Source organism: Devosia elaeis, assembly GCF_001650025.1.
GTDB lineage: Bacteria > Pseudomonadota > Alphaproteobacteria > Rhizobiales > Devosiaceae > Devosia > Devosia elaeis.
Window position 1 is genome coordinate 80,857 of record NZ_LVVY01000063.1, and the last position, 21,792, is coordinate 102,648.

The window sequence follows — 21,792 nt, forward strand, 5'->3', positions numbered from 1 at the left end:
CGAGCGCCGGCGAAATCGATTTCGATGCCCTTTTAGCGGGAAGGCGGCACGCTTCCAATGGGCAAGAGCGTGCTTTCGGCACCGCCCATGCAAGCCCGGTCCGGGCAGCCGCCCACCGAAAACGTTTTACGATTCTATTAGTGTATTTCCCCGTACCGTCGCGCCGGGGGGATGAGCAACATGTTAGTGTTCCGGTACATACGCGACGCATTTACCGATCCACCGGATATTCCGGAGCTGACACTGGCCCAATGGCGGGCGCTGGGCCGGCAGGTGCCGCTGCTCTACGCCATGCTGGTCAGCAATTCGCTCATCGTGGCCTGGACGCATTTCAGCGTCGCCCCCATCGAGCTCACCCTCTATGTCCCCGTCATTCTCACCGTGCTGTGCGTGGTCCGCACCGGGATGTGGTGGCGCAATCGCGACCTGGCCATTTCCGCCGACAAGGCCCGGCGGAGCCTGATGACGATGATCTGGGTCAGCACGGCCATGGCGATCGGCTTTGCCGCCTGGAGCCTCAGCCTCTTTCCCTATGGCGATGCCTATCAGCAATCGCAGATCGCCTTCTATATGGGCATCACCACCATAGGCTGCATGTTCTGCCTCATGCATGTGCGCGCCGCCGCCCTCATGGTCGGCATCTGCGTTCTCGTGCCCTTCACGATCTTTTTCGCTGCTTCGGGCCAGGCCACCTTCGTCGCCATTGCCATCAACATGGTCATGGTCATCGTCGCGCTGCTGATCATCCTGCTCAACAACAACAACGATTTCGCCGCACTGGTCAGCTCGCGCAATGCGGTGGCGCAACGCCAGGTCGAGACCCAGCGCCTCCTGGACGAAAACCATCGCCTCGCCAATCTCGACAGCCTGACCGGCCTGCCCAATCGGCGCAGTTTCGACCGCCACCTGGCCGCTGCCCTGCGCGAGGCCGATTTGCGCAATGGCGCCGTCGCCGTCGGCCGGCTCGATTTCGACGGCTTCAAGTCGGTCAACCAGATCTTCGGGCAATTGACCGGAGACCGCGTGCTGATCGAAGCGGCCCGCCGCATCGAAAGCCTGCGCCGGCCCGATACCGTCGTGGCCCGCCTCGACAGCAACAGTTTCGCGCTGATCGTCCAGGGCCCGGTCGACGATGCCTTCATGGCGCGATGCGGCGAGACGCTGTGCGATGCCATGCGCCAGCCTTTCGACATGCCCAGCGGCCCCATCCGGCTCTCCGCCTCCGCCGGCTTTGCCGCCTCGCGTCCCGGCGACAGCGCCCATAGCCTTTATGACCGCGCCGATTACGCCACCTCCGCCGCCAAGCGCGAGGCGCGCGGCCGGGCGGTGGTGTTTTCCGAGCGCCATGCCAGCGAGATCACCAGGGTGCGCCGCATGGAGCATCTGCTGCACACCGCGCGCCTTGAGGACGAGATCTATATCCTGGTGCAGCCGCAATTCGACGTCACCCTGGGGGCCACGACCGGGTTCGAGGTGCTGGCCCGCTGGCGCAGCCCGGTGCTGGGCGAAGTCTCCCCGGGCGAATTCATTCCCATGGCCGAGCGCACCGGCCAGATCAGCAAGATCACCCGGATCGTGCTGCGCCAGGCCCTGGCGCTGGGGGCCCTGCTGCCGCCGCGCCTGCGGCTCTCGGTCAATCTGTCCGCCCACGATATCGGCTCGCCCACGGCCATCGAGCAGATCGTCGCTCTGGTCGGGTCGCATGGCAAATCCTGCCGCGTCGATTTCGAGATCACCGAAACCGCCGTCATGCGCGACCTGGACCAGGCCAATCAATCCCTGCTCGCGCTGCTGGGCCTGGGCGCCCGCATCGCGCTGGACGATTTCGGCACCGGCCATTCCAGTCTTACCCATGTGCAGAAGCTGCCGCTGCACCGCATCAAGATCGACCGGTCCTTCGTGATGGAGGTCACCAGCGATCCGGCCAGCCGCGCCATCGTCAAGACCATGGTGGACCTCTGCCGCAACCTGGGCATTTCCTGCGTGTTCGAGGGCATCGAAACCGAGGAGCAATTGGAAGCCCTGGTCTCGCTGGGCGGCAGGATCATGCAGGGCTATCTCTTCGGCCGCCCCATGCTGCCCGAGGACATGGACGAATACCTCGCCCGCGAAGCCAGCCTGCAACGCCTGGAAACCCGCGCGGTGAGCTAAAACCCACCGCTCGTCACTCTCGGGCTTGACCCGAGGGCTCTTGCCTCGCCCATGAAGGCAAACAAAAGGGGGCGGATTTATCATCCGCCCCCCTGATCATTGCGCCGCGTCCAGGTCGAGGAAGCCGCCCGACTGGCGCTCCCACAGCATGGCGTAATGGCCGCCGGAGGCGAGGAGCTGGGCATGGGTGCCCTCCTCCACGATCCGGCCCTTTTCCAGCACCACCAGCCGATCCATGGCCGCGATGGTGGAGAGGCGATGGGCGATGGCGATCACCGTCTTGCCGGCCATCAATTGCGTCAATTGCTCCTGAATAGCCGCCTCGACCTCGGAATCGAGCGCCGAGGTGGCTTCGTCCAGCACCAGGATCGGCGCATTCTTGAGCAGGACCCGGGCGATGGCGACGCGCTGCCGCTGCCCGCCCGAGAGCTTCACCCCGCGTTCGCCGACATGGGCGTCGTAGCCCTTGCGGCCCTGCGGATCGGAAAGGCTCATGATGACGTCATGCACATTGGCCTGTTCGGCGGCGCGGATCATCTCCGCGTCGCTCGCGTCGTGGCGGCCATATTTGAGGTTCTCCCGCACCGAGCGATGCAGCAGGGATGTATCCTGGCTCACGAGCCCGATGGCGCCCCGCAGGCTTTCCTGCGTCACCCCGCGCACGTCCTTGCCATCGATGCGGATCGCGCCGTCCTGCACGTCGAACATGCGCAGGGCCAGGTTCACCAGCGTCGACTTGCCCGAACCCGAACGCCCCACGAGCCCGATCTTCTCCCCCGGCGCCACTTTGAGGCTGAAGCCGTCGATGACCGAGCCTTCCTTGCCGCGCCAGTAGTTGAAGCTGACATTGTCATAGACCAGCTCGCCCGCCGTCACCGCCAGCGGCCTGGCCTCGGGCGCGTCCAGCATGGTCAGGGGCTGGGCGATGGTGTCCATCGAATCCCGCGTCGTGCCGATCTGGCGGAAGATGTTGGAGCCGATTTCCAGGATCCAGCCGCTCATGTTCATGATCTGGAGCGCGAAGGGAATGGCCGTGGCCACCGCCGCCGCGCTGAGCACGCCATCGTTCCAGCCGGCCAGGGCCAGCCAGGTGACGGATACGACCAGCCCCGCATTCAGCAGGAACAGGATGGACCACATATAGGTGAAGACCCGCATCAATTTGCGGAACTCCACCGCGTGATCCATCACGCTGTCGGCGACATATTTGTCCTCGTGCCCGCCGGTGGCGAAGGTCTTGAGCGTCTGGATATTGGTGTAGCTGTCCACGATCCGCCCCGTCATCACCGACTTGGCTTCCGAGAGCGTTTCGGAATAGCGGGCGATGAGCGGCATGGTGATGGTGAACAGGATCGCATAGAGCAGCATCCACACCCCGATCGGCACCAGCAGCACCGGATCGAGCCCCGCCAGCACGATGATCGCCACGATCACGAAGACCAGGGCATACCAGGCCGCGTCGATGGTCAGGTTCACCCCGATCTCGATGGCCTCGCCGGCCTGGATGATCTTGTTGGCGATGCGCCCGGCAAAGTCGTTCTGGAAGAAGGTCCAGCTCTGGCGGATGACATGCCAATGGCTCTGCCAGCGGATCAGGTCCACCAGGTTGGGCACGATGGCGTGGTTGCGGATCATCGTATCCATGAGGAAGGCCGCTGGCCGCACCAGCACGACGACGACAATCATCCAGAGCAGGGTCTGGCCGTGCTGGTCAAAGATGTCGCCGGGATTGGTTGTCGCCAGCATGCCCACGATCAACCCGACGAAAACGGGCATCAGCGCATCGGCGACCGAGCCGATGGCCACCAGCACGATGCGGAACCAGAACGCGGCGCGGAACTGGCCGACGAAGTAGGAAACGAAAGCTTTGAGGCCCATGGGCGGCTGGCGGTTCTCGGCCAGGGCCACGGGCGAATAGAGGTTGTCGAAATAGGAGACGACGCGGTTGAACATTTTCAGTGCTCTTATTGTGAGCCGCGCCTGACGCTTTGGGTGAAAGGCGGTCAGGTTCGGTGACGATCGATGGGTTTGCTTGGCAGGCCGGCATGCGCACCGGGATTGGATCGGTCCATGATCTTGATGATGTCACCCATCTGGGTTCTCCTTTGGTTTGAATTCCGCCGCCCTCCCTTCTCCCCTTGCGGGAGAAGGTGGATCGGCCGCAGGCCGAGACGGATGAGGGGTTTCTCACCACGATCCCGGTATTCGTCTATCCCGCCATTCGAGCATAGCTCTCATGGCTTTCTCGCCTCCAATCGCTCCACAGGAGCGATTGGCCCGTGGGGCCGGCTCGAAACCCCTCACCCGACGCTACGCGTCGACCTCTCCCCCAAGGGAGAGGTAAACAAGACTATTCCGCCGCGTCCTCGGCCTCGTCGGCGTCGATGAAGCCGCCGGACTGGCGGTGCCAGAGCTGGCTGTAGATGCCGCCCGAATCCACGAGCTGGGCATGACTGCCCTGCTCCACGATCCGGCCTTTGTCCAGCACCACCAGCCGATCCATCATGGCGATGGTGGAGAGCCGGTGGGCGATGGCGATGACGGTCTTGCCGCGCATCAGCATCTGCAATTGCCCTTGGATGGCCGCTTCCACCTCGGAATCGAGCGCCGAGGTAGCCTCGTCCAGCACCAGGATCGGCGCGTTCTTGAGCAGCACCCGGGCAATGGCGATACGCTGCCGCTGCCCGCCCGAGAGCTTGACGCCGCGTTCGCCCACATGGGCGTCATAGCCCATGCGGCCCTGCGGATCGGTCAGCGTCTCGACGAAGTCGGAGGCCTCGGCCTGTTCGGCAGCGGCGCGCATCATCTCCTCGGTCGCATCGGGCCGGCCATAGAGGATGTTCTCGCGCACCGAGCGGTGCAGGAGCGAAGTATCCTGCGTCACCACCCCGATATTGGCCCGCAGGCTGTCCTGCGTCACATGGGCGATATCGTGCCCGTCGATCAGGATGCGGCCATCGGCCCGGTCGTAGAAGCGCAGAAGCAGATTGACGATGGTGGATTTACCCGCGCCCGAGCGCCCCACCAGGCCGATCTTCTCGCCCGGACGGACATGCAGGTTCAGGTCGTCGATCACGCCCTTGTCCTTGCCGTAATGGAACGAGACCTTGTCGAACTTGATATCGCCCTGCACTGCCGGCAGCGGCTTGGCCTCGGGCTGGTCCGACACGACGCGCGGCAGCGAGATGGAGGAAATGCCGTCCTTGACCGTGCCGATATTCTCGAACAGCGAGGACATTTCCCACATCACCCATTGGCTCATGCCCTGGAAGCGCATGACCAGGCCCAGCGACACCGCGAGCGAGCCCGGCGACATCAGCCCCTGCATCCACAGCCAGATGCCGACCGCGCCCACCGAGAACAGCAGCAGCGCATTCGACCACAGCACCAGCATGTTGAGCACGGTGAACAGCCGCATCTGCCGGTAGACCGTGTCGAGGAAGCCGTCCATGGCCTCCTTGGCATAGGTTTCCTCGCGGTTGGAATGGCTGAACAGCTTGACCGTGGCGATATTGGTGTAGCTGTCCACGATGCGGCCGGTCATCATCGAGCGCGCATCGGCCTGCGCCTGGGAAATCCGGCCCATGCGCGGGATGAAATAGACCATCATCGCCACATAGCCGGCCAGCCAGACCAGGAAGGGAATGGTCAGCCGCCAGTCGGCCGCCGCCACCAGCACCACCGCGCCGGTGAAATAGACGACGACATAGACCAGCATGTCGAGCAGCTTCATCACCACTTCGCGCACGGCGAGCGAGGTCTGCATCAGCTTGGCGCCGATGCGGCCGGCGAACTCGTCCTGGAAATAGCTCATCGACTGCCGGATCAGGTAGCGATGCGCCATCCAGCGGATGCGCTGGGGGAAATTGCCCAGCAGCGTCTGGTGCATGGTCAGCGTCGAGATCAGCGCGATGCCGGGTACGATGAAGACGATCATCGCCCCCATCATCGCCAGCTTCCATCCATCGGTCTCGAGGAAGGTTTCGGGATCGGCGCCGGCCAGCCAGTTCACCACATCCCCGATAAAGCCGAAGATGATGATTTCGCCGATGGCGACGCCCGCGGCGGCAAGCGCCATCAGCGCCAGCCAGCGCTTGGCGCCGTCGCTATAGTGCAGGCAGAAGGCCAGGAGGCCCTTGGGGGGCTCGACCGGATCATCCTTCGGATAAGGATCGAGCCGTTTTTCAAACCAACGCAGCATTATTCAAACCACTTCGTTACAACGTGTTCAGCGCAAGGAGCCCACAGCCATGCGACCTCAACCGCGGTTGAGGTCAAGGCGCTAAGATGGGCCGACGGCAAAACCCGTGCGGAAATTTCGGAACCGGCGCTCATGCGATCCAACAGACGCAGAGGAGCGGCGTGCAGACAGCTTCATAGCGCCTCCTCCCCATTGCCGTCTCAATTGAGGGCAATGAGTCATGCTATGCAGCCGAGAGCCGCACAGGATACACGAGAACGACGAATGGGCTGTAGCCGGACAGACACAGCCGCGAGTGATTGACAAATTTTGTTCTCATCTCAGGGTGATGAAAATGCCGGCACATCGCCACCCGTCCCGGATCGTCACCCTCGGGCTTGACCCGAGGGCTCTTCACTTCAAAGTTCTCGACACAAATATAGAACCCTCCTGCCAGGCCCGAGGGTGACGAGCAGCGAGTTGGAATGACACGGTGGGCCGAACATGGCACACCGAATACACAAAACAAAAACTGGACCGCTTCATGCGCACCGACAGCGAACAGACTATCTACCTCAAGGACTATGCACCCACCCCCTACCGGATCGTGTCAGTAGATCTGGATTTCCGCATTCTTGAGGACGGCACCCGCGTGCGGGCGCAATTGACCATCGAGCCGCGCGCCGAAACCGCGCCCGGCACGCCGCTGGTTCTGGACGGTGACGAGCTCAAGCTCGACAGTATCGCCATCGATGGCGCGCCGCTGGTCCTGTCCGCCTATGTCGCGGACGCTAACAGCCTGACCATTGTGGAACCGCCGAATCGCCGCTTCGTGCTCGATACCCAGGTGACGCTCCAGCCCGAGGCCAATACCAGGCTGATGGGCCTTTACCGCTCCAGCGGCACCTGGTGCACCCAGTGCGAGCCGGAAGGCTTCCGCCGCATCACCTATTATCTCGACCGCCCCGATATTCTCGCGCCCTTCAAGGTGCGGATGACAGCGCCGGTCGCGGTCGCGCCGGTGCTGCTGGCCAATGGCAATCCCATCGACCGGGGCGATGCCGGCGATGGCCTGCATTATGCGGTCTGGGAAGACCCCTTCCCCAAGCCGGCCTATCTCTTCGCCCTCGTGGCCGGCGATCTCGGCGCCATCACCGACAGCTTCACCACCATGAGCGGGCGCAAGGTCGATCTCGCGATCTATTGCACCCATGGCAAGGAAGGCGAATGCCATTACGCCATGGACAGCCTCAAGCGCTCCATGGCTTGGGACGAGCGTCGATTCGGGCGCGAATACGATCTCGATATCTTCAACATCGTCGCCGTTTCCGATTTCAATTTCGGCGCCATGGAGAACAAAGGGCTCAATATCTTCAACGACCGGCTGGTCTTCGCCAAGCCGGAGACGGCCACCGATGCCAATTACCATGGCATCGAGCGGGTCATCGCCCACGAATATTTCCACAACTGGACCGGCAATCGCATCACTTGCCGCGACTGGTTCCAGCTCTGCCTCAAGGAAGGTCTGACCGTCTATCGCGACCAGGAATTCACCTCCGACGAGCGCAGCCGCCCGGTGCAGCGCATCCATGACGTGCAGAACCTGCGCACCAGCCAGTTCCCCGAGGATGGCGGCCCCCTCGCCCACCCGCCGCGCCCCGATCATTATCGGGAGATCAACAACTTCTACACCACCACCGTCTACGAAAAGGGCGCCGAGATCGTCCGCATGCTGGCGACGCTGCTGGGCGAGGTGGATTTCCGCAAGGGCATGGATCTCTATTTCGAGCGCCATGACGGCGAGGCCACCACGATCGAGGCCTTCATCAAGGTTTTCGAGGATGCGACCGGAACCGATCTGGGGCAGTTCATCACCTGGTATCTGCAAGCCGGCACGCCGCAGGTCGAGGTGAGCGACAGCTTCGACGCCGCCAGCCAGACCTATACGCTCACCCTCAGCCAGAAGGTCGATCCCACGCCGGGCCAGCCGGACAAGCAATCACTGCTGATCCCGGTCCGCTTTGGCCTGATCGGCCCCAATGGCAATGCCATGAGCTGGAGCGGCGTTTCGGGCGGCACGGTTCGCGACGATCTCATCCTGCTCGACAAGGACAGCGTCACCCTGACCTTTACCGGCGTTGCCAACAAGCCGGTGCCCTCACTGTTCCGCGGCTTCTCGGCCCCGGTCAAGCTCCGGTCCAGCCTCACCCAGGACGACCTTCTGTTCCTGGCGCGGCATGACAGCGATCCCTTCAATCGCTGGGATGCGCTGCAGACCGTCTCGACCAATCTCATCGCCGAGGCGGCCCAGGGCCGCCGCTGGACGGCGGCGCAGGCCGATGCCCTGCGCCAGGCGCTGATCGATACGCTGGACAATCCCGAGCTCGATCCGGCCTTCAAGGCCCAGGCCATCGCCATCCCGGCCGAGACGGCGCTGGGGCGTCATATCGGCAAGGACGTCGATCCCGATGCCATAGCCCGCGCCCGCCACGATTTCGTCACCACGCTGGTCGGGCCCATGGCCGACCAGTTGGAGGCGCGATACGACGCGCTGACCGTGCCGGAGCCCTATAGCCCCGACGCGGCCCAGGCCGGCCGCCGTTCGCTGCGCAATGGCCTGCTCACCCTGCTGACCGCTGGATCGGATCGCGGAGCCGCTCTCGCCGCCTCGCAATACGAGGCCGCTTCCAACATGACCGACCGTTATGCCGCCATGGCCATATCGGCGCATTACTGGACGGACGAGGCTCAGGCCCTGCTCGGCGATTTCCGCACCCGCTTCGCCGGCGATCCGCTGGTGTTCGACAAATGGCTCACCGCCTCGGCCCAGGCGCCGGACGACGGCGTCATCGAACGCATGCGGGCCATTCTGGCCGCCCCGGATTTCCCGCGGACCAACCCCAATCGCCTGCGTTCGCTGCTGGGCAGCTTCGTCATGAGCAACCCGACCCAGTTCGCCCGCGCCGACGGCGCCGGCTTCCGCTTCGTCACCGAGGCGGTGGCCGAGATCGACAAGGTCAATCCGCAGGTCGCCTCGCGCGTCCTCACCGGCTTCCGCATCCTGCCGACGCTGGAAGCGGGTCGCCGCGATGCCGGTCGGGCCGCGCTCGATGCGTTGAAGGCGCAGCACACGCTCAGCCGCAATGTCGGGGAAATTCTCGACCGAATCCTGGCCGGCTGACCACATCGGAGGGGGGAAGCGACACTTGCTTTCCCCTTTTCCGCGCATCGTCGGCACCCGGCGTCAACCGTCTGCTAACCTTATCCCTGTCGCGTCAACGCGGCCTTTCCACAAAGTTGGAAGAATTTTTCTTCACCGCTAAGTGATTCAGCCGACTCTGCTTTTTCCATTGGCGCCCAAAGCGGCCCCGAACCGACTCTAGACAAGCGCCCCCGACCTGATTCATACCTCATTAAGGGTTGAATAGTTTGGGGCTAAACCCCTCTGCGAAATGGAGGATTTCATGCGGTCGTCGGAGGCATCCGGCGCTGACGCGCTCGGATTCCGCGTCAGCAACAAGGACAGGACCAGGGGGCAACTGCCCCGGGTCAGCGTGGCCGTCGCCGCCGCCGCTTTCCTCTCCGCCGGCCTCTTCGTCGCCTACGACGCCACCCGCACCTTCGCCGAAACCGGCGCCGCGCCGCCGTTCGCCGCCATATCCCAGGCGGGCACCGGCAGGGATGCCATCATCGTCGCACCGGAAAAAGCCGCGCTTTTTCAATCCTTTGCGCCCGCCGAGCCGGACGCAATCACCGGCATAGCCGGGCGCGGACTGCTCGCGCTGGCCCTTGCCGGTCTCATCACCCTCACCGCCGCCCGCCGCCGCGATCCCGATGCGGCGGAGCTGGTGCGGCGCGAAGCGGAGCGCCGGCGCGCCGAGGCGGCCCTCGCCGCCATCCGCGAAGAGCAACGCCTCCTCGCCCGCCGCTATCACGAAGAAAAGCTGCGCGCCGAAGCGGCCAGCCGCGCCAAGACCAATTTCCTGGCCCATGTCAGCCACGACATCCGCACCCCGCTCAATCACATCATCGGCTTTGCGGAACTGATGGAGCACGAAACCTACGGAAAACTGGGCGACACGCGCTATCGCGACTATGTGCAATCCATAAAATCCTCCGGCCAGCACCTGCTCAATTCCTTCGCCACGATCCTCGACCTGGTGGAGCTGGAAGGCGGCCAGAAGCCGTTGCGCCGGGACCCCGTCCTGCTCGACGAGGTGATGGAAAGCGTCGCCAAGCGCTTCAAAGGCCAGATCGAACGCGCCGGCCTGCATCTCAAGCTCGGCGCCCCGACCGGGGCCGTGCTGCGCGGCGACCGGCTGGGCCTGGTGCGGATGATCGGCAATATCATGGAAAACGCCGTCCGCTTCACCCATGCGGGCGGCAGCATCACCCTGTCCGCCTTCGCCGCCGATGATGGCGTCGTCATCGAGATCAGCGATACCGGCATCGGCATGAGCGAGGAGCGCCTGGCCAGCCTCAGCCAGCCCTTTGCACTGGGCGACGCCACCTTTACCCGCGAAGGCGGCGGCCCGGGCCTGGGCATTTCCATCGCTCGCGCCATAGCGTCGCTGAGCGGCGGTCACATGGCCATCGATTCCGCACCCTCGCTGGGCACGACCGTCGCCATTTCGCTGCCCACCGAGCCGGCCGCGGCCGACCTGGCGGCCTGATCAGAGCCGCGCCGCCCGCTCGTACCAATCCCGCGCGGCCGCCTCCACCTCGCCCTGCATGTCCTGCACATCCAGCGCCAGCCGGCCGAAATCGGGATAATGGCAAAGCTGGGCCAGCAAGTCCTTGAATGCGGGCGTCCAGGCCTCCTCCCTGAAGGGGCTGATCAGCGCCGAACTCATCACCTGCAGCACGGTTGAATAGAGGCCGTGAATCTCGACCAGGCGCTGGCCTGCCGGCACGAGGCCGATTTCGCCCAGCCGCGCCAGCACCCGGGCCGTCGAAGCCTGTGGCAGGCCGATCTGCCGGCTGGCCACCAATTGGGCGGATTGGGCGATGAATTCAAGATCGACCAGGCCGCCATTGGCGAGCTTGAGATCGAAGGCATGGCGCGGCTTGCGCTCGCGGGCCATCAGGGCGCGCATCGAGACGACATCTTCTATCGTCTTGGCGATGTCACGTTGCCGGCCCATCACTTCGGCAATCTCGGCATTGATCTTTTCCGCCAGGGACCCGGTGGCGGCGACGACGCGCGCACGGCTCAAGGCCAGGTGCTCCCAGGTCCAGGCATTGTCCTTGTGATAGGCCTTGAAGCCGGCAAGGCTGGTCGCCAATGGCCCGGCATTGCCCGACGGGCGCAGGCGCATATCCACTTCATAGAGTACGCCCTCTGTCGTCGGCGCGGTCACGGCCGCGACCAGGCGCTGCGTCAGACGCGCGAAGTAATGCGAGGTCGAGAGCGAGCGTTCGCCGTCGGATTCGGTGTTGGGCGCGTCATAGAGCAGAAAGAAATCGAGGTCGGAGGTGAAGGTCATCTCGCCGCTCGCCATCTTGCCGAAAGCAAGCAGCGCCACTTCGGCGTCCGGAATGCGGCCATGGCGGATCGCGAATTCGTCCTGGACCTTGTCGAACAGGCGATGCAGCAGCGTTTCGGCCAGCGCGGTGAATTGCTCCCCTGCCCCCTGCGCACTGACCGTGCCCGAGAGCAGGCCGGCCGCCACCAGGAATTTCTGTTCCTGTCCGATAATGCGCGCCCGGTCGATCAATTCCTCATAGGACCGCGCATCGGCCAGGAATGCATCCACCTTGCCGATCAGTACCTCGCGGTGGGTCACGTCATTGGCGAAGGCCGGGTCGATCAGGCCGTCCACCACATGGGCGCGATGGATCACCGCCTCGGCCATGCGCGGGGCCGAAGCCATGAATTGCACGAGCAGCGTGCGCAATTGCGCATGGTTGCGCAGCAGGGCAAAGAGCTGCACCCCGCCCGGCAGGCGCGAGAGGAAATTGTCCATCCGCGCCAGGGCCTCGTCGGCATTGCCCGCCCGGCCCAGCGTGGCCAGCAGGGCCGGCAGAAGCTCGGTGAGATGGGCTCGTGCGGCCGATGTGCGGGTGGCGGCATAGCTGCCGTAATGCCATTTGCGCACCGTCTCGACGGCTTTATGGGCATCGGCGAAACCCATCGCCGCCAGGGTTTCCAGCGTTTCGGGGTCGTCGTCGCTGCCGGTGAACACCAGATTGCCTTCGCCCGAGCCCAGCGTTTCGCCCTCGGTGAAAAGCTCGGCATAATAGCGGGCCACCAGTTCGAGCGCCGCGCGGTAATCGGCCTCGAAGGCGGCCCGGTCCGGCTGGTCCATCAGCCGGCCGATGGTGGCCACGCCTTCGGCATTGTCCGGCATGATATGGGTCTGCTCGTCGCGCAGCATCTGCAGCCGGTTTTCCACCGCCCGCAGATACCAATAGGTGCGCGTCAATTCCTCCGCCGTTTCCGGGCTGATCCAGCCGGCTTCGGCCAGGGCGGCCAGAGCGCGGGAGGTTGGGCGCACGCGCAGGGCCTTGTCGCGCCCGCCGGCGATCAATTGCTGGGTCTGGGCGAAGAATTCGATCTCGCGAATGCCGCCGCGCCCCAGCTTGACATTGTGCCCTTCCACACGAATGTCGCCGACCTTCTTGGACACATTGATCTGCCGTTTCATCGCCTGGATGTCGGCGATGGTGGCGAAGTCGAGATGCTTGCGCCAGATATAGGGGGCCAGCTCCTTGAGGAAGGTTTCGCCCACCTGCTTGTCACCGGCGCAGGGCCGCGCCTTGATCCAGGCGGCGCGCTCCCAATTCTGCCCCCGGACCTCGTAATAGGCCAGCGCCGCATCGACGGAGAGCGCCACCGGGGTCGAGCCCGGATCGGGCCGCAGACGCAGGTCGGTGCGGAAGACATAGCCACCCCATTGCTGGTCCTCCATCAGCCCGACCAGCCGCTGCACCATGCGGGAATAAATCCTGGTCGCCTCGTCCGGTTCGGCCAGGACGCCTTTATGCGGATCGAAAAAAGCGACGATGTCGATATCGGAGGAATAATTGAGCTCCCGTCCGCCATGCTTGCCCAAAGCGAAGAGGGCGAGCCCCGAATTGGCGGCGCGCGCCTGCTCGGGCGCGATGGCCAGGCGCCCTTTTTCGGCGGCATCCCGCATCAGGAGATCCATGCCCGCTTCCAGCGCGGCGTCGGCCAGGTCGGACAAGGCCTCGGTGGCGCGGGCCGTGGTCCAGGCGCCGCCGGTTTCGGCCAGGGCCGCCAGCAGCGCGGTGCGTCCCTTGGCGACGCGCAGCGCGCGGCCGAGTTCGGCTTCATCGTACACACGCCCCGCCTCGGCAATGGCAGCCAGTACGGCGCCGAAGGCCGTTTCGGCATCCGATGCCAGCGTTTCGGCCAGCCAATCGGCATGGCCCCGCGCCAGGTCCAGGAGATAGGGCGCCGATTCCAGCAGCGGCCCGAGCGTCGGCGCGGCCGCCTCGAAGGCCGCCGCGATCGGGGTGGGCAATTGCGCCACCAGCGCATCGAATTGCGGATGATCGAGGGGCGGCAGGGGCGAGAGAAGGATGCTCATTTTTCAGGCATAGCTTGGCGCGTCATGGGCGGCAAGCGGGCTCGCTAGCCGGCGGGCAGCTCCAGCACGGCGCGCACGCCGGGCGCATTGTCCTCGATGCGGAACTGGCCGTCGTGCAGCCGCGCCACCGCGTTGACCAGCGCCAGGCCCAGCCCGGAGCCCGGCTCGGAGCGGCTTTCCTCGAGCCGCACGAACCGCTCCAGCACGCGCTTGCGCTCGGCCTCGGGAATGCCCGGCCCGCTATCGGCCACGACGATGCGCACCAGATTGGCGTCCCTTTGCAGCTCGACAACGATCCGCCCCGAGCCTCCGTCCTCGGGACGCGCATATTTGACGGCGTTTTCCAGGAGGTTCACCATGGCCTGCCCGATCAGTTCCCGATTGGCCTTGAGCCGTACATCGGGGGCCACCCGGTCGATCACCTCGATGCCGGCGTCTTCGGCGACCGGCCCATAGAGCTCGGCCACATCGGATGCAATCTCGCTGACATTGATTTCGGACAAGACGCCGGACGGCGCTCCGGCCTCGACCCGGGCAATCATCAAGAGCGCGTTGAAGGTCTGGATCAGCCGGTCGCTCTCGACGATCACCGCTTCGAGCGCCTCCTCGCGGCTGGCTTCGCTCGCGGTGTCGCGCAAAGCCGCCTCGGCCTTGTTGCGCAGGCGGGTCAGCGGCGTCTTGAGATCATGCGCCACATTGTCGGTGACCTCCTTGAGGCCCTGCAGCAATTGCTCGATCCGGTCCAGCATGGCGTTGAGATTGGTGGCGAGACCGTCGAATTCGTCATTGCGCCTGGTGATCGGCACGCGCTCGGAGAGATTGCCCGACATGATCTTGGTCGAGGTATCGCGAATGGTATCGATGCGGCGCAGCACGCGCCGGGCAGTGATGCCGCCGGCAATGAGGGAGAACACGATGATCCCGGCGACCCCGACCAGGAAGCTTTGCAGGATGATGGCCGAATAGCCGCGCCGCTCCACCACGTCGCGCCCGACCACCAGGCGCATGCCATTGCTCAACTCCACCGAGCGCACCACGGCCACCCCGGTCCGGCGCGGGGCGTCGGGATTGGCATTGTCTTCGAACCAGGGATTAGGCCGCTCGTAGTCGAAACTGTAGACGCCCGGATCGATGAGCACGTCGGGGGGAATATCGGCGACATTGCCGAGCAGGTAGAGACCGGAGGCGTCGCCCAGGAAATAGAGGCCGGGCCCGGGCTGCGTCGAGACGCGGTTCACCGCGAAGGCCAGCGCTCTGATGCCCTGATTGGCCTCGATCCGCTGGAACAGGCGCACTTCGCGGTCGATATCGTTGGTCTGCTGGCGCTGGATCTGCACACTGGACTGCCAGCCGATAAAGGCCATGAGCAGGATGGCGAAGACGCTGAAAATGGTAATGAAGGTCGCGGTCAGCCGGACCGTCGATGTCCGCCAGACGTGGTCGAAGCGGCTCACGATCTAGTCTCGGATCATGTAGCCGGCCCCGCGCACCGTATGCAGCAGGGGCACCGCATGGCCCTTGTCGATCTTGGAGCGCAGCCGGGACATGTGCACGTCGATGACATTGGTTTGCGGATCGAAGTGGTAATCCCAGACATTTTCCAGCAGCATGGTGCGGGTTACCACCTTGCCGGCATGTTTCATCAGATATTCGAGCAGGCGAAATTCGCGCGGCTGCAACAGGATGGCTTCGCCGTCGCGCTCCACCTTGCGGCTCAGCCGGTCCAGGTTGAGTCCACCCACAGAATAACTGGTGGCCGCTTCGGCCGGGCTGGAGCGGCGGGCCAGGACCTCGATCCGCGCCAGCAGTTCGGTGAAGGCATAAGGCTTGGTGAGATAATCGTCGCCGCCGGCGCGCAGGCCGGTCACGCGGTCGTCCACCTCGCCCAGGGCCGACAGGATCAGCACCGGCGTCTTGTCGCCCTCGGCCCGCAGGCTTTCGACGATCGACAGCCCGTCGCGGCGCGGCAGCATGCGATCGACCACCAGCACATCATAATCCATACCCGAGGCCATGGCGTAGCCGGTTTCGCCGTCAGCGGCATGATGGGTCACATGGCCGGCTTCATCCAGCGCCTGGACGAGATAGCTCGCCGCTTCCCGATCATCCTCTATCAGCAGAATCTTCAAGGTTCGACGCTCCGGCGGAAAAGGCCCCGGAACCAAAGCTCCGGGGCCGATAGTCTTACTCGGTGATGGGCAATCCGATAAAGCGGGCTTCACCACCGCGCGACACCTTGAGCAGGGCCGTGTTCAGGCCCTTCTGCTGCACGCCGGCAATGGCCTGGTCGAAATCGCCGGGGGTCTGCACGACCTGGTTGTCGACTTCGAGCACCACGTCGCCGGTGGCGATGCCACGCTGGCCGGCAGCGCTGCCGTCCTCGACATTCTGCACCAGCAGGCCGCCCGAGCCGTCACCATTGGGCACCAGGGTCATGCCGAGGCTGGTCGCCGCCTCGGGCAGGGCCTCGGGCGGAACCGGGTTGTCCGGCGTCGCCTGGGCCGTCTCGTCGAGCTGGGTGAGCTGCACCGAAATCGTGGTCTCGGCACCGTCGCGCCACAGGGTCAGCTCGACGGTCGAATCCGGGGCCTTGCCGGCAATGGTGCGGCTGAGGTCCAGGGCGTCGTCGATCTGGTCGCCATCCACCTTGAGGATGATGTCGCCAGACTTGATGCCGGCGGCACCGGCCGGGCCGTCTTCGGTGGGCTCGCGAACGATGGCGCCGCGCGCATTGGGCAGGCCGACGCCGTCGGCGATGTCCTTGCTGACATCCTGGATGGAGACGCCGAGATAACCGCGGGTCACCGAGCCGTTCTCGATCAGCTGGGTCACGATCTGCTTGACAGTATGGGCCGGGATGGCAAAGGCGATGCCGACATTGCCGCCATTGGGCGAATAGATGGCGGTATTGACGCCCACCACTTCACCATTGGTGTTGAAGGCCGGGCCGCCCGAATTGCCGGTATTCACCGCCGCATCGATCTGCAGGAAGTCGCCATAGCTGGAACCGCCAATATTGCGGCCCGAACCGGAGATGACGCCCACGGTGACCGTACCGCCGAGGCCGAACGGATTACCCACGGCGACCACCCAGTCGCCCACGCGGCTCGGTTCGTTCTCGAAGCTGACGAAGGGCAGGTCGTCGCCTTCCACCTTGAGCACGGCCAGGTCGGTGCGCTCGTCGGTGCCGACGATTTCGGCGACCTGCTCGCTGCCATCCTCGAACACGACCGTCACCTTGGTGGCGTCTTCGACCACGTGGTTATTGGTCACCACATAGCCGTCCTCGGAGACGATGAAGCCCGAACCGGCGGCGAGGAACTGGCGCGGGCGGCTTTCACCACCGGGGCCGGGAGCGCCGCCGCGCCCGCCGAACTGGTCGAAGAAGTCACGGAAGGGGTGATCTTCGGGAAGGTCGGGGAAATTGAATTCGAAATTGAAGTCGCGGCCGCCGCGCTGCACGGTGCGGCCTGGCGCCTCGGCTTCGACGCGGATGGACACCACGGCCGGCTTGACGGCGTCCACCAGGTCGGCGAAGCCCTGCTGCACAGAGGTCTGGGGCACCACGATCTGCGCGGCGTTCTGCACCTGCGCATTGGCGGCCTGTCCGGTCATGACGAATGCGGTGGATACGCCGCCCACGCCGACCAGCAGCGCCAGCGCTGAAGCTCCGAGCCAGCGGCTTGTACGCGAGAGTAGAGTCGAACGCATAGGAACCAGTCTCCTTCGTTTAAGCTCTCAACAGCTTGTGGGATAGATATGGAACGGCGCGCCTTTCTGTGAAGTTGCGTCCACATTAAGCTTTGGCAATGTTGCCGGCGAGATTGCGGCTGGTTTATCGCCGTTCCGTGTCGTCGCGGAGCTGGTCGAGGACGGCCCGTTCCTCCGGCGTCAACCCGGCCGCCTGCGGCCGCGCCGTCCGGCGCCGGGCCAGCACCAGGGCGACCAGGCCGACCAGGAGCAACAGGGGCGCGGCAATCCACAGCACCAAAGTATGCGGGCCCAGCCGCGGATTGAGCAGCACATATTCGCCATAGCGGTCGACGATATATTGCTCGACCTCTTCATTGCTGTCGCCGGCCACCAGCCGCTCGCGCACCAGCAGGCGCAGATCGCGCGCCAGCTCGGCATCGCTATCGTCGATGGATTGGTTCTGACACACCAGGCAGCGCAGGCCCGCCGACAGGTCGCGGGCCCGGCTTTCCAGCGCCGGATCGGACAGGATTTCGTCCGGGCTCAGGGCCAGGGCCGGCGAGGAGAACGCCATCATCAGGCAGAGAAAGAGCGCCCGCCAGCTCATGACGCGGCCTCGGGCGCAGCCTTGCGCGCCCGCTGTGGCGCACCCAGCCGCAGACGGCGGTCGGTGAGCGACAGGATACCCGCCCCGGACATGACCAGGCAGCCGATCCAGATCAGCAGGATATAGGGCTTGTGCCAGACGCGGATCACATGGGTATCGTCCAGCGGCTCGCCGAGCTGCAGATAGAGCTGGGACAGGCCATAGGTCTGGATGGCGGCTTCGGTGGTCGGGGTGCCGCTGGCCACATAGATGCGCCGTTCCGCGTCGAGCCGCGCCGTGCCGCCGCCCGGGGCGGTAACGGTGAAGATGCCAGTGTCGGCGAGATAGTTCGGCCCCGGGATTTGCTCGAAGCTGTCAAAGGCGATGGAATAGCCGGCCAGTTCAGTGGTCTCGCCCGGATTGAGCGTGGTGACGATTTCGGTTTCCCAGGCACTGACCGAGACGATCCCCAGCACGGTGAGGCCGAGGCCCAGATGGCCGATGGCGGTGGACCAGATGCTGCGCGGCAGGCCGGCCAGGCGCCGCAGGCTTTCCCCGAGCGGGATGCGGCCGATCTTGGCGCGCTCGATCAATTCGGCCACCGAGCCCAGGCTGACCCAGAATCCCAGCAGCAGGCCGAACGGCGCCAGCGAGATCGACACTCCGCCCAGGGCCGAAATGAGCACGGCCAGAAACACCGCCAGGGCAGCCATGCCCATGAGGCGCTGGCCGGCCGCCACCAGATCGGCGCGCTTCCAGGCCAGCAACGGCCCGAAGGGCAGTACCAACAGCAGCGGCGCCATCAGCGCTCCGAAGGTGAAGTCGAAGAAGGGGGCACCCACCGAAATGGTCGTGCCGGTCAGCGCATCGAGCACCAGGGGGTAGAGCGTGCCCACCAGCACGGCGCCGACCGCCGTGGCCAGGAACAGGTTGTTGAGAATGAGCGCGCCTTCGCGACTGATCGGGGCGAACAGCCCGCCCTGGCGCAGCATCGGCGCGCGCATGGCAAAGAGCAGGAAAGCACCGCCGATCAGGATGGCGAGGATGGAGAGGATCACCAGCCCGCGCGTCGGATCGCTGGCAAAGGTATGCACCGACGTCAGAATGCCCGAGCGCACCAGGAACGTGCCCAGCAGCGACAGCGAGAAGGTGATGATGGCGAGGAATATGGTCCAGATCTTGAGCGCGTTGCGCTTTTCCATCACCAGCGCCGAATGCAGCAGCGCCGTGCCCGCCAGCCAGGGCATGAAGCTGGCATTTTCCACCGGGTCCCAGAACCACCAGCCGCCCCAGCCCAGTTCGTAATAGGCCCAGTAGGAGCCCATGGCGATGCCCAGGGTCAGGAAGACCCAGCTCAGCATGGTCCAGGGGCGCACCCAGCGCGCCCAGGCCTGGTCGATCCGCCCCGAAATCAGCGCCGCGACGGCGAAGGAGAAGCAGATGGAAAAGCCGACATAGCCCGCATAGAGCAGCGGCGGATGGATGGCGAGGCCGATATCCTGCAGGATGGGATTGAGGTCGGCCCCTTCCAGCGGCGGCACCGCCAGGCGCTCGAACGGGTTCGAGGTGAGGAGGGTGAAACCGGCAAAGGCCGTCACCAGCAGGCTCTGCGTACCCAGCACCAGGCTGGCGAGGTCGGAAGGCAGGCGCCGCCCGAACGCGGCCACCAATGCCCCGAACAGGACCAGGATGAGGATCCAGAGCAGCATGGAGCCCTCATGGTTCCCCCAGACGCCGGAAATCTTGTAGATCAGCGGCTTGAGCGAATGCGAATGGTTGGCGGCCAGCGCTAGGCTGAAATCGGAGACGACGAAGGCCTGCACCAGCGCCAGGAAGGCCACGGCCACCAGCACGAATTGCAGCACGGCCGCCTGCCCCAGAACCAGCGCCAGCCGCTCGCCCCGCCGCCACAGCAGCAGGCCGCCAAACGCCGATACCAGGGAAATGGCGAAGGCCAGGATCAGCGAGAAATGGCCGAGTTCGATGCTCACTGCCCGCCCGCCTCCGGCCGCCATTCGCCCTGCGCCTTCAGCGCATCGACGACTTCCTTGGGAATGTAGTTCTCGTCGTGCTTGGCCAGCACATTGGTGGCGGTGAATTCGCCATCGCCGTTCATGCTGCCCTCGGCCACGACCCCCTGCCCCTCGCGAAACAGGTCCGGCAGGATGCCGTTATAATGGGCCACCACTTCCATGCCGCCATCGGTGATGGTGAAGGTGTTCTGCTGGCCCTGGCGGGTCCAGCTTGCTTCCTTGACCAGCCCGCCCAGCCGGATGGGCTGGCCGGCGGCCACTTCCCGCGCCACGACGTCGCTGGGCGAATAGAAGAAGACGATCTGGTCGCGCAGCGCCACCAGCACCAGACTGGTGGCAATGGCCAGCACGACCGCCAGCCCGGCAATGATGGTCAGGCGCTTCTGCTTCCGGGTCATGCCCTTGCGGCGCACATTGGTCTGCATGGTCATTGTGCAGCTCCGTTCAGCGTCAGTCCCGCGCCGAGCGCGAGCGTATCGAGTTCACCACGATCGAAGGCGGCGGGATAGGCCTGCACCGCGGCATCATAGGCGGCCTGCGCATTGTCCAGCTCGCCGAGAACGACATAGGACTGCACCAATTGCATCCATTCTTCCACCGATCCCCCCTCGCTGGCGAGGCGCTCGGCGAGGCCGCCGACCATGGACTGGATCATCTCGGCCTGGTCTCGGGCCGAATTGTCGACGCCGTCCGCCCGCGCCACCGCCAGCCCCTGCCGCGCGGCCGGCAGCCAGGCTTCGTCGCCCTCTGCCAGGTCCAGAGCCTGCTGCCAATATTCGGCCGCCGCCGGATAGTCCTCGGCCCGCATCAATTCGGCCGCCAGATAGAGGCGCGAGCGCACATGGGCCGGGTCGCCCGCCGCCGCCGCGCGCAGCAGTTCGACGGCGTCGTTCGAGCCAGCCCCGCCGGCCGCCAGCAGCAGCGCTTCGGCCAGGTTGGTCTGCAGGTCCGGAGTGGCTTCGGACAAGGCGATGACGCGACGATAGGCCTCGGCGGCATCGGCATAGCGGCCGGTTTCCACATAGGCCGGCGCGATCACCGTCCAGCCGCGCAAATCGTCGGGGGCCTGGGCCAGCCGCGCCTCGATCTGGAGAATGGCATCGCCGAGGCTGATATTCTGGGCGGCGATTTCCGGCCGCTCGGCCAGCGGCAATGCCGGCATATCCGGGCTGCCGAGAAAGCCATAGAGCCCCAGGCTGATTGCCGCGATGGCGCCCAACCCGGCGAGAACCGGGCCGCGCCCCAGCTCGGCCTTTGGCCGCTCCGTCGCGTCGTTCTTGAGACGCAGCATTTCGCGGGCCAGCTCGCCCCTGGCGGCATTGGCCTGCTCCTCATCCAGCTTGCCGCTGGCCAGGTCGGTTTCGATGCCGGCCAGCAGTGTGCGGAAATGGCTGTTGGGATCGGCCGATTCCGGCCCGGTTGCGTTGACCGTGCGCCCGGCCGCCGCGTAAAACAACGCGGCGCAGGCAATGGCGGTAACGGCTATGGCGATCGACCAGAAAATCATCGGCCCCAGATGCTTATGTGCTCAGCAGGACAAGGCATGGTCCTCTATAAGCCCAATGCGGCGAAAAACCACCAAAACAGCATGTGAAA

13 protein-coding genes are annotated in these 21,792 nt (G+C 65.0%); 3 read left to right on the forward strand and 10 right to left on the reverse strand.

Features of this window, described 5'->3' with window-relative positions; genetic code table 11:
• The first annotated feature begins 180 nt into the window (after positions 1–180).
• Positions 181–2,151, forward strand: coding sequence for a putative bifunctional diguanylate cyclase/phosphodiesterase (locus A3840_RS03500; protein WP_165603114.1), 1,971 nt, complete (start codon positions 181–183; stop codon positions 2,149–2,151).
• 96 nt (positions 2,152–2,247) lie between these two features.
• On the opposite strand, the gene A3840_RS03505 is transcribed toward A3840_RS03500, so the two are convergent.
• Both A3840_RS03505 and A3840_RS03510 read right to left on the reverse strand, forming a co-directional pair.
• Positions 2,248–4,104: an ABC transporter ATP-binding protein gene (locus A3840_RS03505; protein WP_067451927.1), complete on the reverse strand. Its 1,857-nt coding sequence runs from the start codon at positions 4,102–4,104 to the stop codon at positions 2,248–2,250.
• A gap of 397 nt (positions 4,105–4,501) precedes the next feature.
• Positions 4,502–6,352, reverse strand: coding sequence for an ABC transporter ATP-binding protein (locus A3840_RS03510; protein ID WP_067451932.1), 1,851 nt, complete (start codon positions 6,350–6,352; stop codon positions 4,502–4,504).
• Positions 6,353–6,875: 523 nt separating this feature from the next.
• On the opposite strand from A3840_RS03510, the gene pepN reads away from it, so the two are divergent.
• Positions 6,876–9,512: an aminopeptidase N gene (gene pepN / locus A3840_RS03515; protein WP_067451935.1), complete on the forward strand. Its 2,637-nt coding sequence runs from the start codon at positions 6,876–6,878 to the stop codon at positions 9,510–9,512.
• Between the two features lie 283 nt (positions 9,513–9,795).
• Positions 9,796–11,004: a sensor histidine kinase gene (locus A3840_RS03520; RefSeq protein ID WP_131798236.1), complete on the forward strand. Its 1,209-nt coding sequence runs from the start codon at positions 9,796–9,798 to the stop codon at positions 11,002–11,004.
• On the opposite strand, the gene A3840_RS03525 is transcribed toward A3840_RS03520, so the two are convergent.
• The 8 genes from A3840_RS03525 to ccmI all read right to left on the reverse strand — a co-directional run bounded on the left by A3840_RS03525 (position 11,005) and on the right by ccmI (position 21,703).
• The gene (locus A3840_RS03525; RefSeq protein WP_067451944.1) at positions 11,005–13,884 is read right to left on the reverse strand and encodes a bifunctional [glutamine synthetase] adenylyltransferase/[glutamine synthetase]-adenylyl-L-tyrosine phosphorylase; all 2,880 of its coding nucleotides are present in this window, start codon (positions 13,882–13,884) and stop codon (positions 11,005–11,007) included. It abuts the gene before it with no gap.
• A gap of 44 nt (positions 13,885–13,928) precedes the next feature.
• Positions 13,929–15,338 carry a sensor histidine kinase gene (locus A3840_RS03530; protein WP_067451947.1) on the reverse strand — a complete coding sequence of 470 codons (1,410 nt, stop codon included), beginning with the start codon at positions 15,336–15,338 and terminating at the stop codon, positions 13,929–13,931.
• A gap of 3 nt (positions 15,339–15,341) precedes the next feature.
• Positions 15,342–16,013, reverse strand: a complete 672-nt coding sequence (locus tag A3840_RS03535) for a response regulator transcription factor (protein ID WP_067451950.1) — start codon at positions 16,011–16,013, stop codon at positions 15,342–15,344.
• A gap of 55 nt (positions 16,014–16,068) precedes the next feature.
• Positions 16,069–17,595, reverse strand: a complete 1,527-nt coding sequence (locus tag A3840_RS03540) for a Do family serine endopeptidase (protein ID WP_067451952.1) — start codon at positions 17,593–17,595, stop codon at positions 16,069–16,071.
• A 124-nt stretch (positions 17,596–17,719) separates the two neighbouring features.
• Positions 17,720–18,184: a cytochrome c-type biogenesis protein gene (locus A3840_RS03545; RefSeq protein ID WP_067451953.1), complete on the reverse strand. Its 465-nt coding sequence runs from the start codon at positions 18,182–18,184 to the stop codon at positions 17,720–17,722.
• On the reverse strand, positions 18,181–20,154 hold the full coding sequence (locus tag A3840_RS03550; protein ID WP_082903624.1) for a heme lyase CcmF/NrfE family subunit: 1,974 nt from the start codon (positions 20,152–20,154) through the stop codon (positions 18,181–18,183). The genes A3840_RS03545 and A3840_RS03550 overlap by 4 nt, the downstream gene beginning before the upstream one ends.
• Positions 20,151–20,627 carry a cytochrome c maturation protein CcmE gene (ccmE, locus tag A3840_RS03555; RefSeq protein WP_245676540.1) on the reverse strand — a complete coding sequence of 159 codons (477 nt, stop codon included), beginning with the start codon at positions 20,625–20,627 and terminating at the stop codon, positions 20,151–20,153. Before ccmE ends, A3840_RS03550 begins: the two co-directional genes overlap by 4 nt.
• Positions 20,624–21,703: a c-type cytochrome biogenesis protein CcmI gene (ccmI, locus tag A3840_RS03560; protein ID WP_067451959.1), complete on the reverse strand. Its 1,080-nt coding sequence runs from the start codon at positions 21,701–21,703 to the stop codon at positions 20,624–20,626. Before ccmI ends, ccmE begins: the two co-directional genes overlap by 4 nt.
• Positions 21,704–21,792: the final 89 nt, after the last annotated feature.

What these genes read in the sequence shown, in the direction of transcription:
- A3840_RS03500 (WP_165603114.1), top strand. Translation starts at nt 181, where the DNA reads ATGTTAGTGTTCCGGTACATACGCGACGCATTTACCGATCCACCGGAT.
- A3840_RS03505 (WP_067451927.1), bottom strand. Translation starts at nt 4,104, where the DNA reads ATGTTCAACCGCGTCGTCTCCTATTTCGACAACCTCTATTCGCCCGTG.
- A3840_RS03510 (WP_067451932.1), bottom strand. Translation starts at nt 6,352, where the DNA reads ATGCTGCGTTGGTTTGAAAAACGGCTCGATCCTTATCCGAAGGATGAT.
- pepN (WP_067451935.1), top strand. Translation starts at nt 6,876, where the DNA reads ATGCGCACCGACAGCGAACAGACTATCTACCTCAAGGACTATGCACCC.
- A3840_RS03520 (WP_131798236.1), top strand. Translation starts at nt 9,796, where the DNA reads ATGCGGTCGTCGGAGGCATCCGGCGCTGACGCGCTCGGATTCCGCGTC.
- A3840_RS03525 (WP_067451944.1), bottom strand. Translation starts at nt 13,884, where the DNA reads ATGAGCATCCTTCTCTCGCCCCTGCCGCCCCTCGATCATCCGCAATTC.
- A3840_RS03540 (WP_067451952.1), bottom strand. Translation starts at nt 17,595, where the DNA reads ATGCGTTCGACTCTACTCTCGCGTACAAGCCGCTGGCTCGGAGCTTCA.
- A3840_RS03545 (WP_067451953.1), bottom strand. Translation starts at nt 18,184, where the DNA reads ATGAGCTGGCGGGCGCTCTTTCTCTGCCTGATGATGGCGTTCTCCTCG.
- ccmE (WP_245676540.1), bottom strand. Translation starts at nt 20,627, where the DNA reads ATGACCATGCAGACCAATGTGCGCCGCAAGGGCATGACCCGGAAGCAG.
- ccmI (WP_067451959.1), bottom strand. Translation starts at nt 21,703, where the DNA reads ATGATTTTCTGGTCGATCGCCATAGCCGTTACCGCCATTGCCTGCGCC.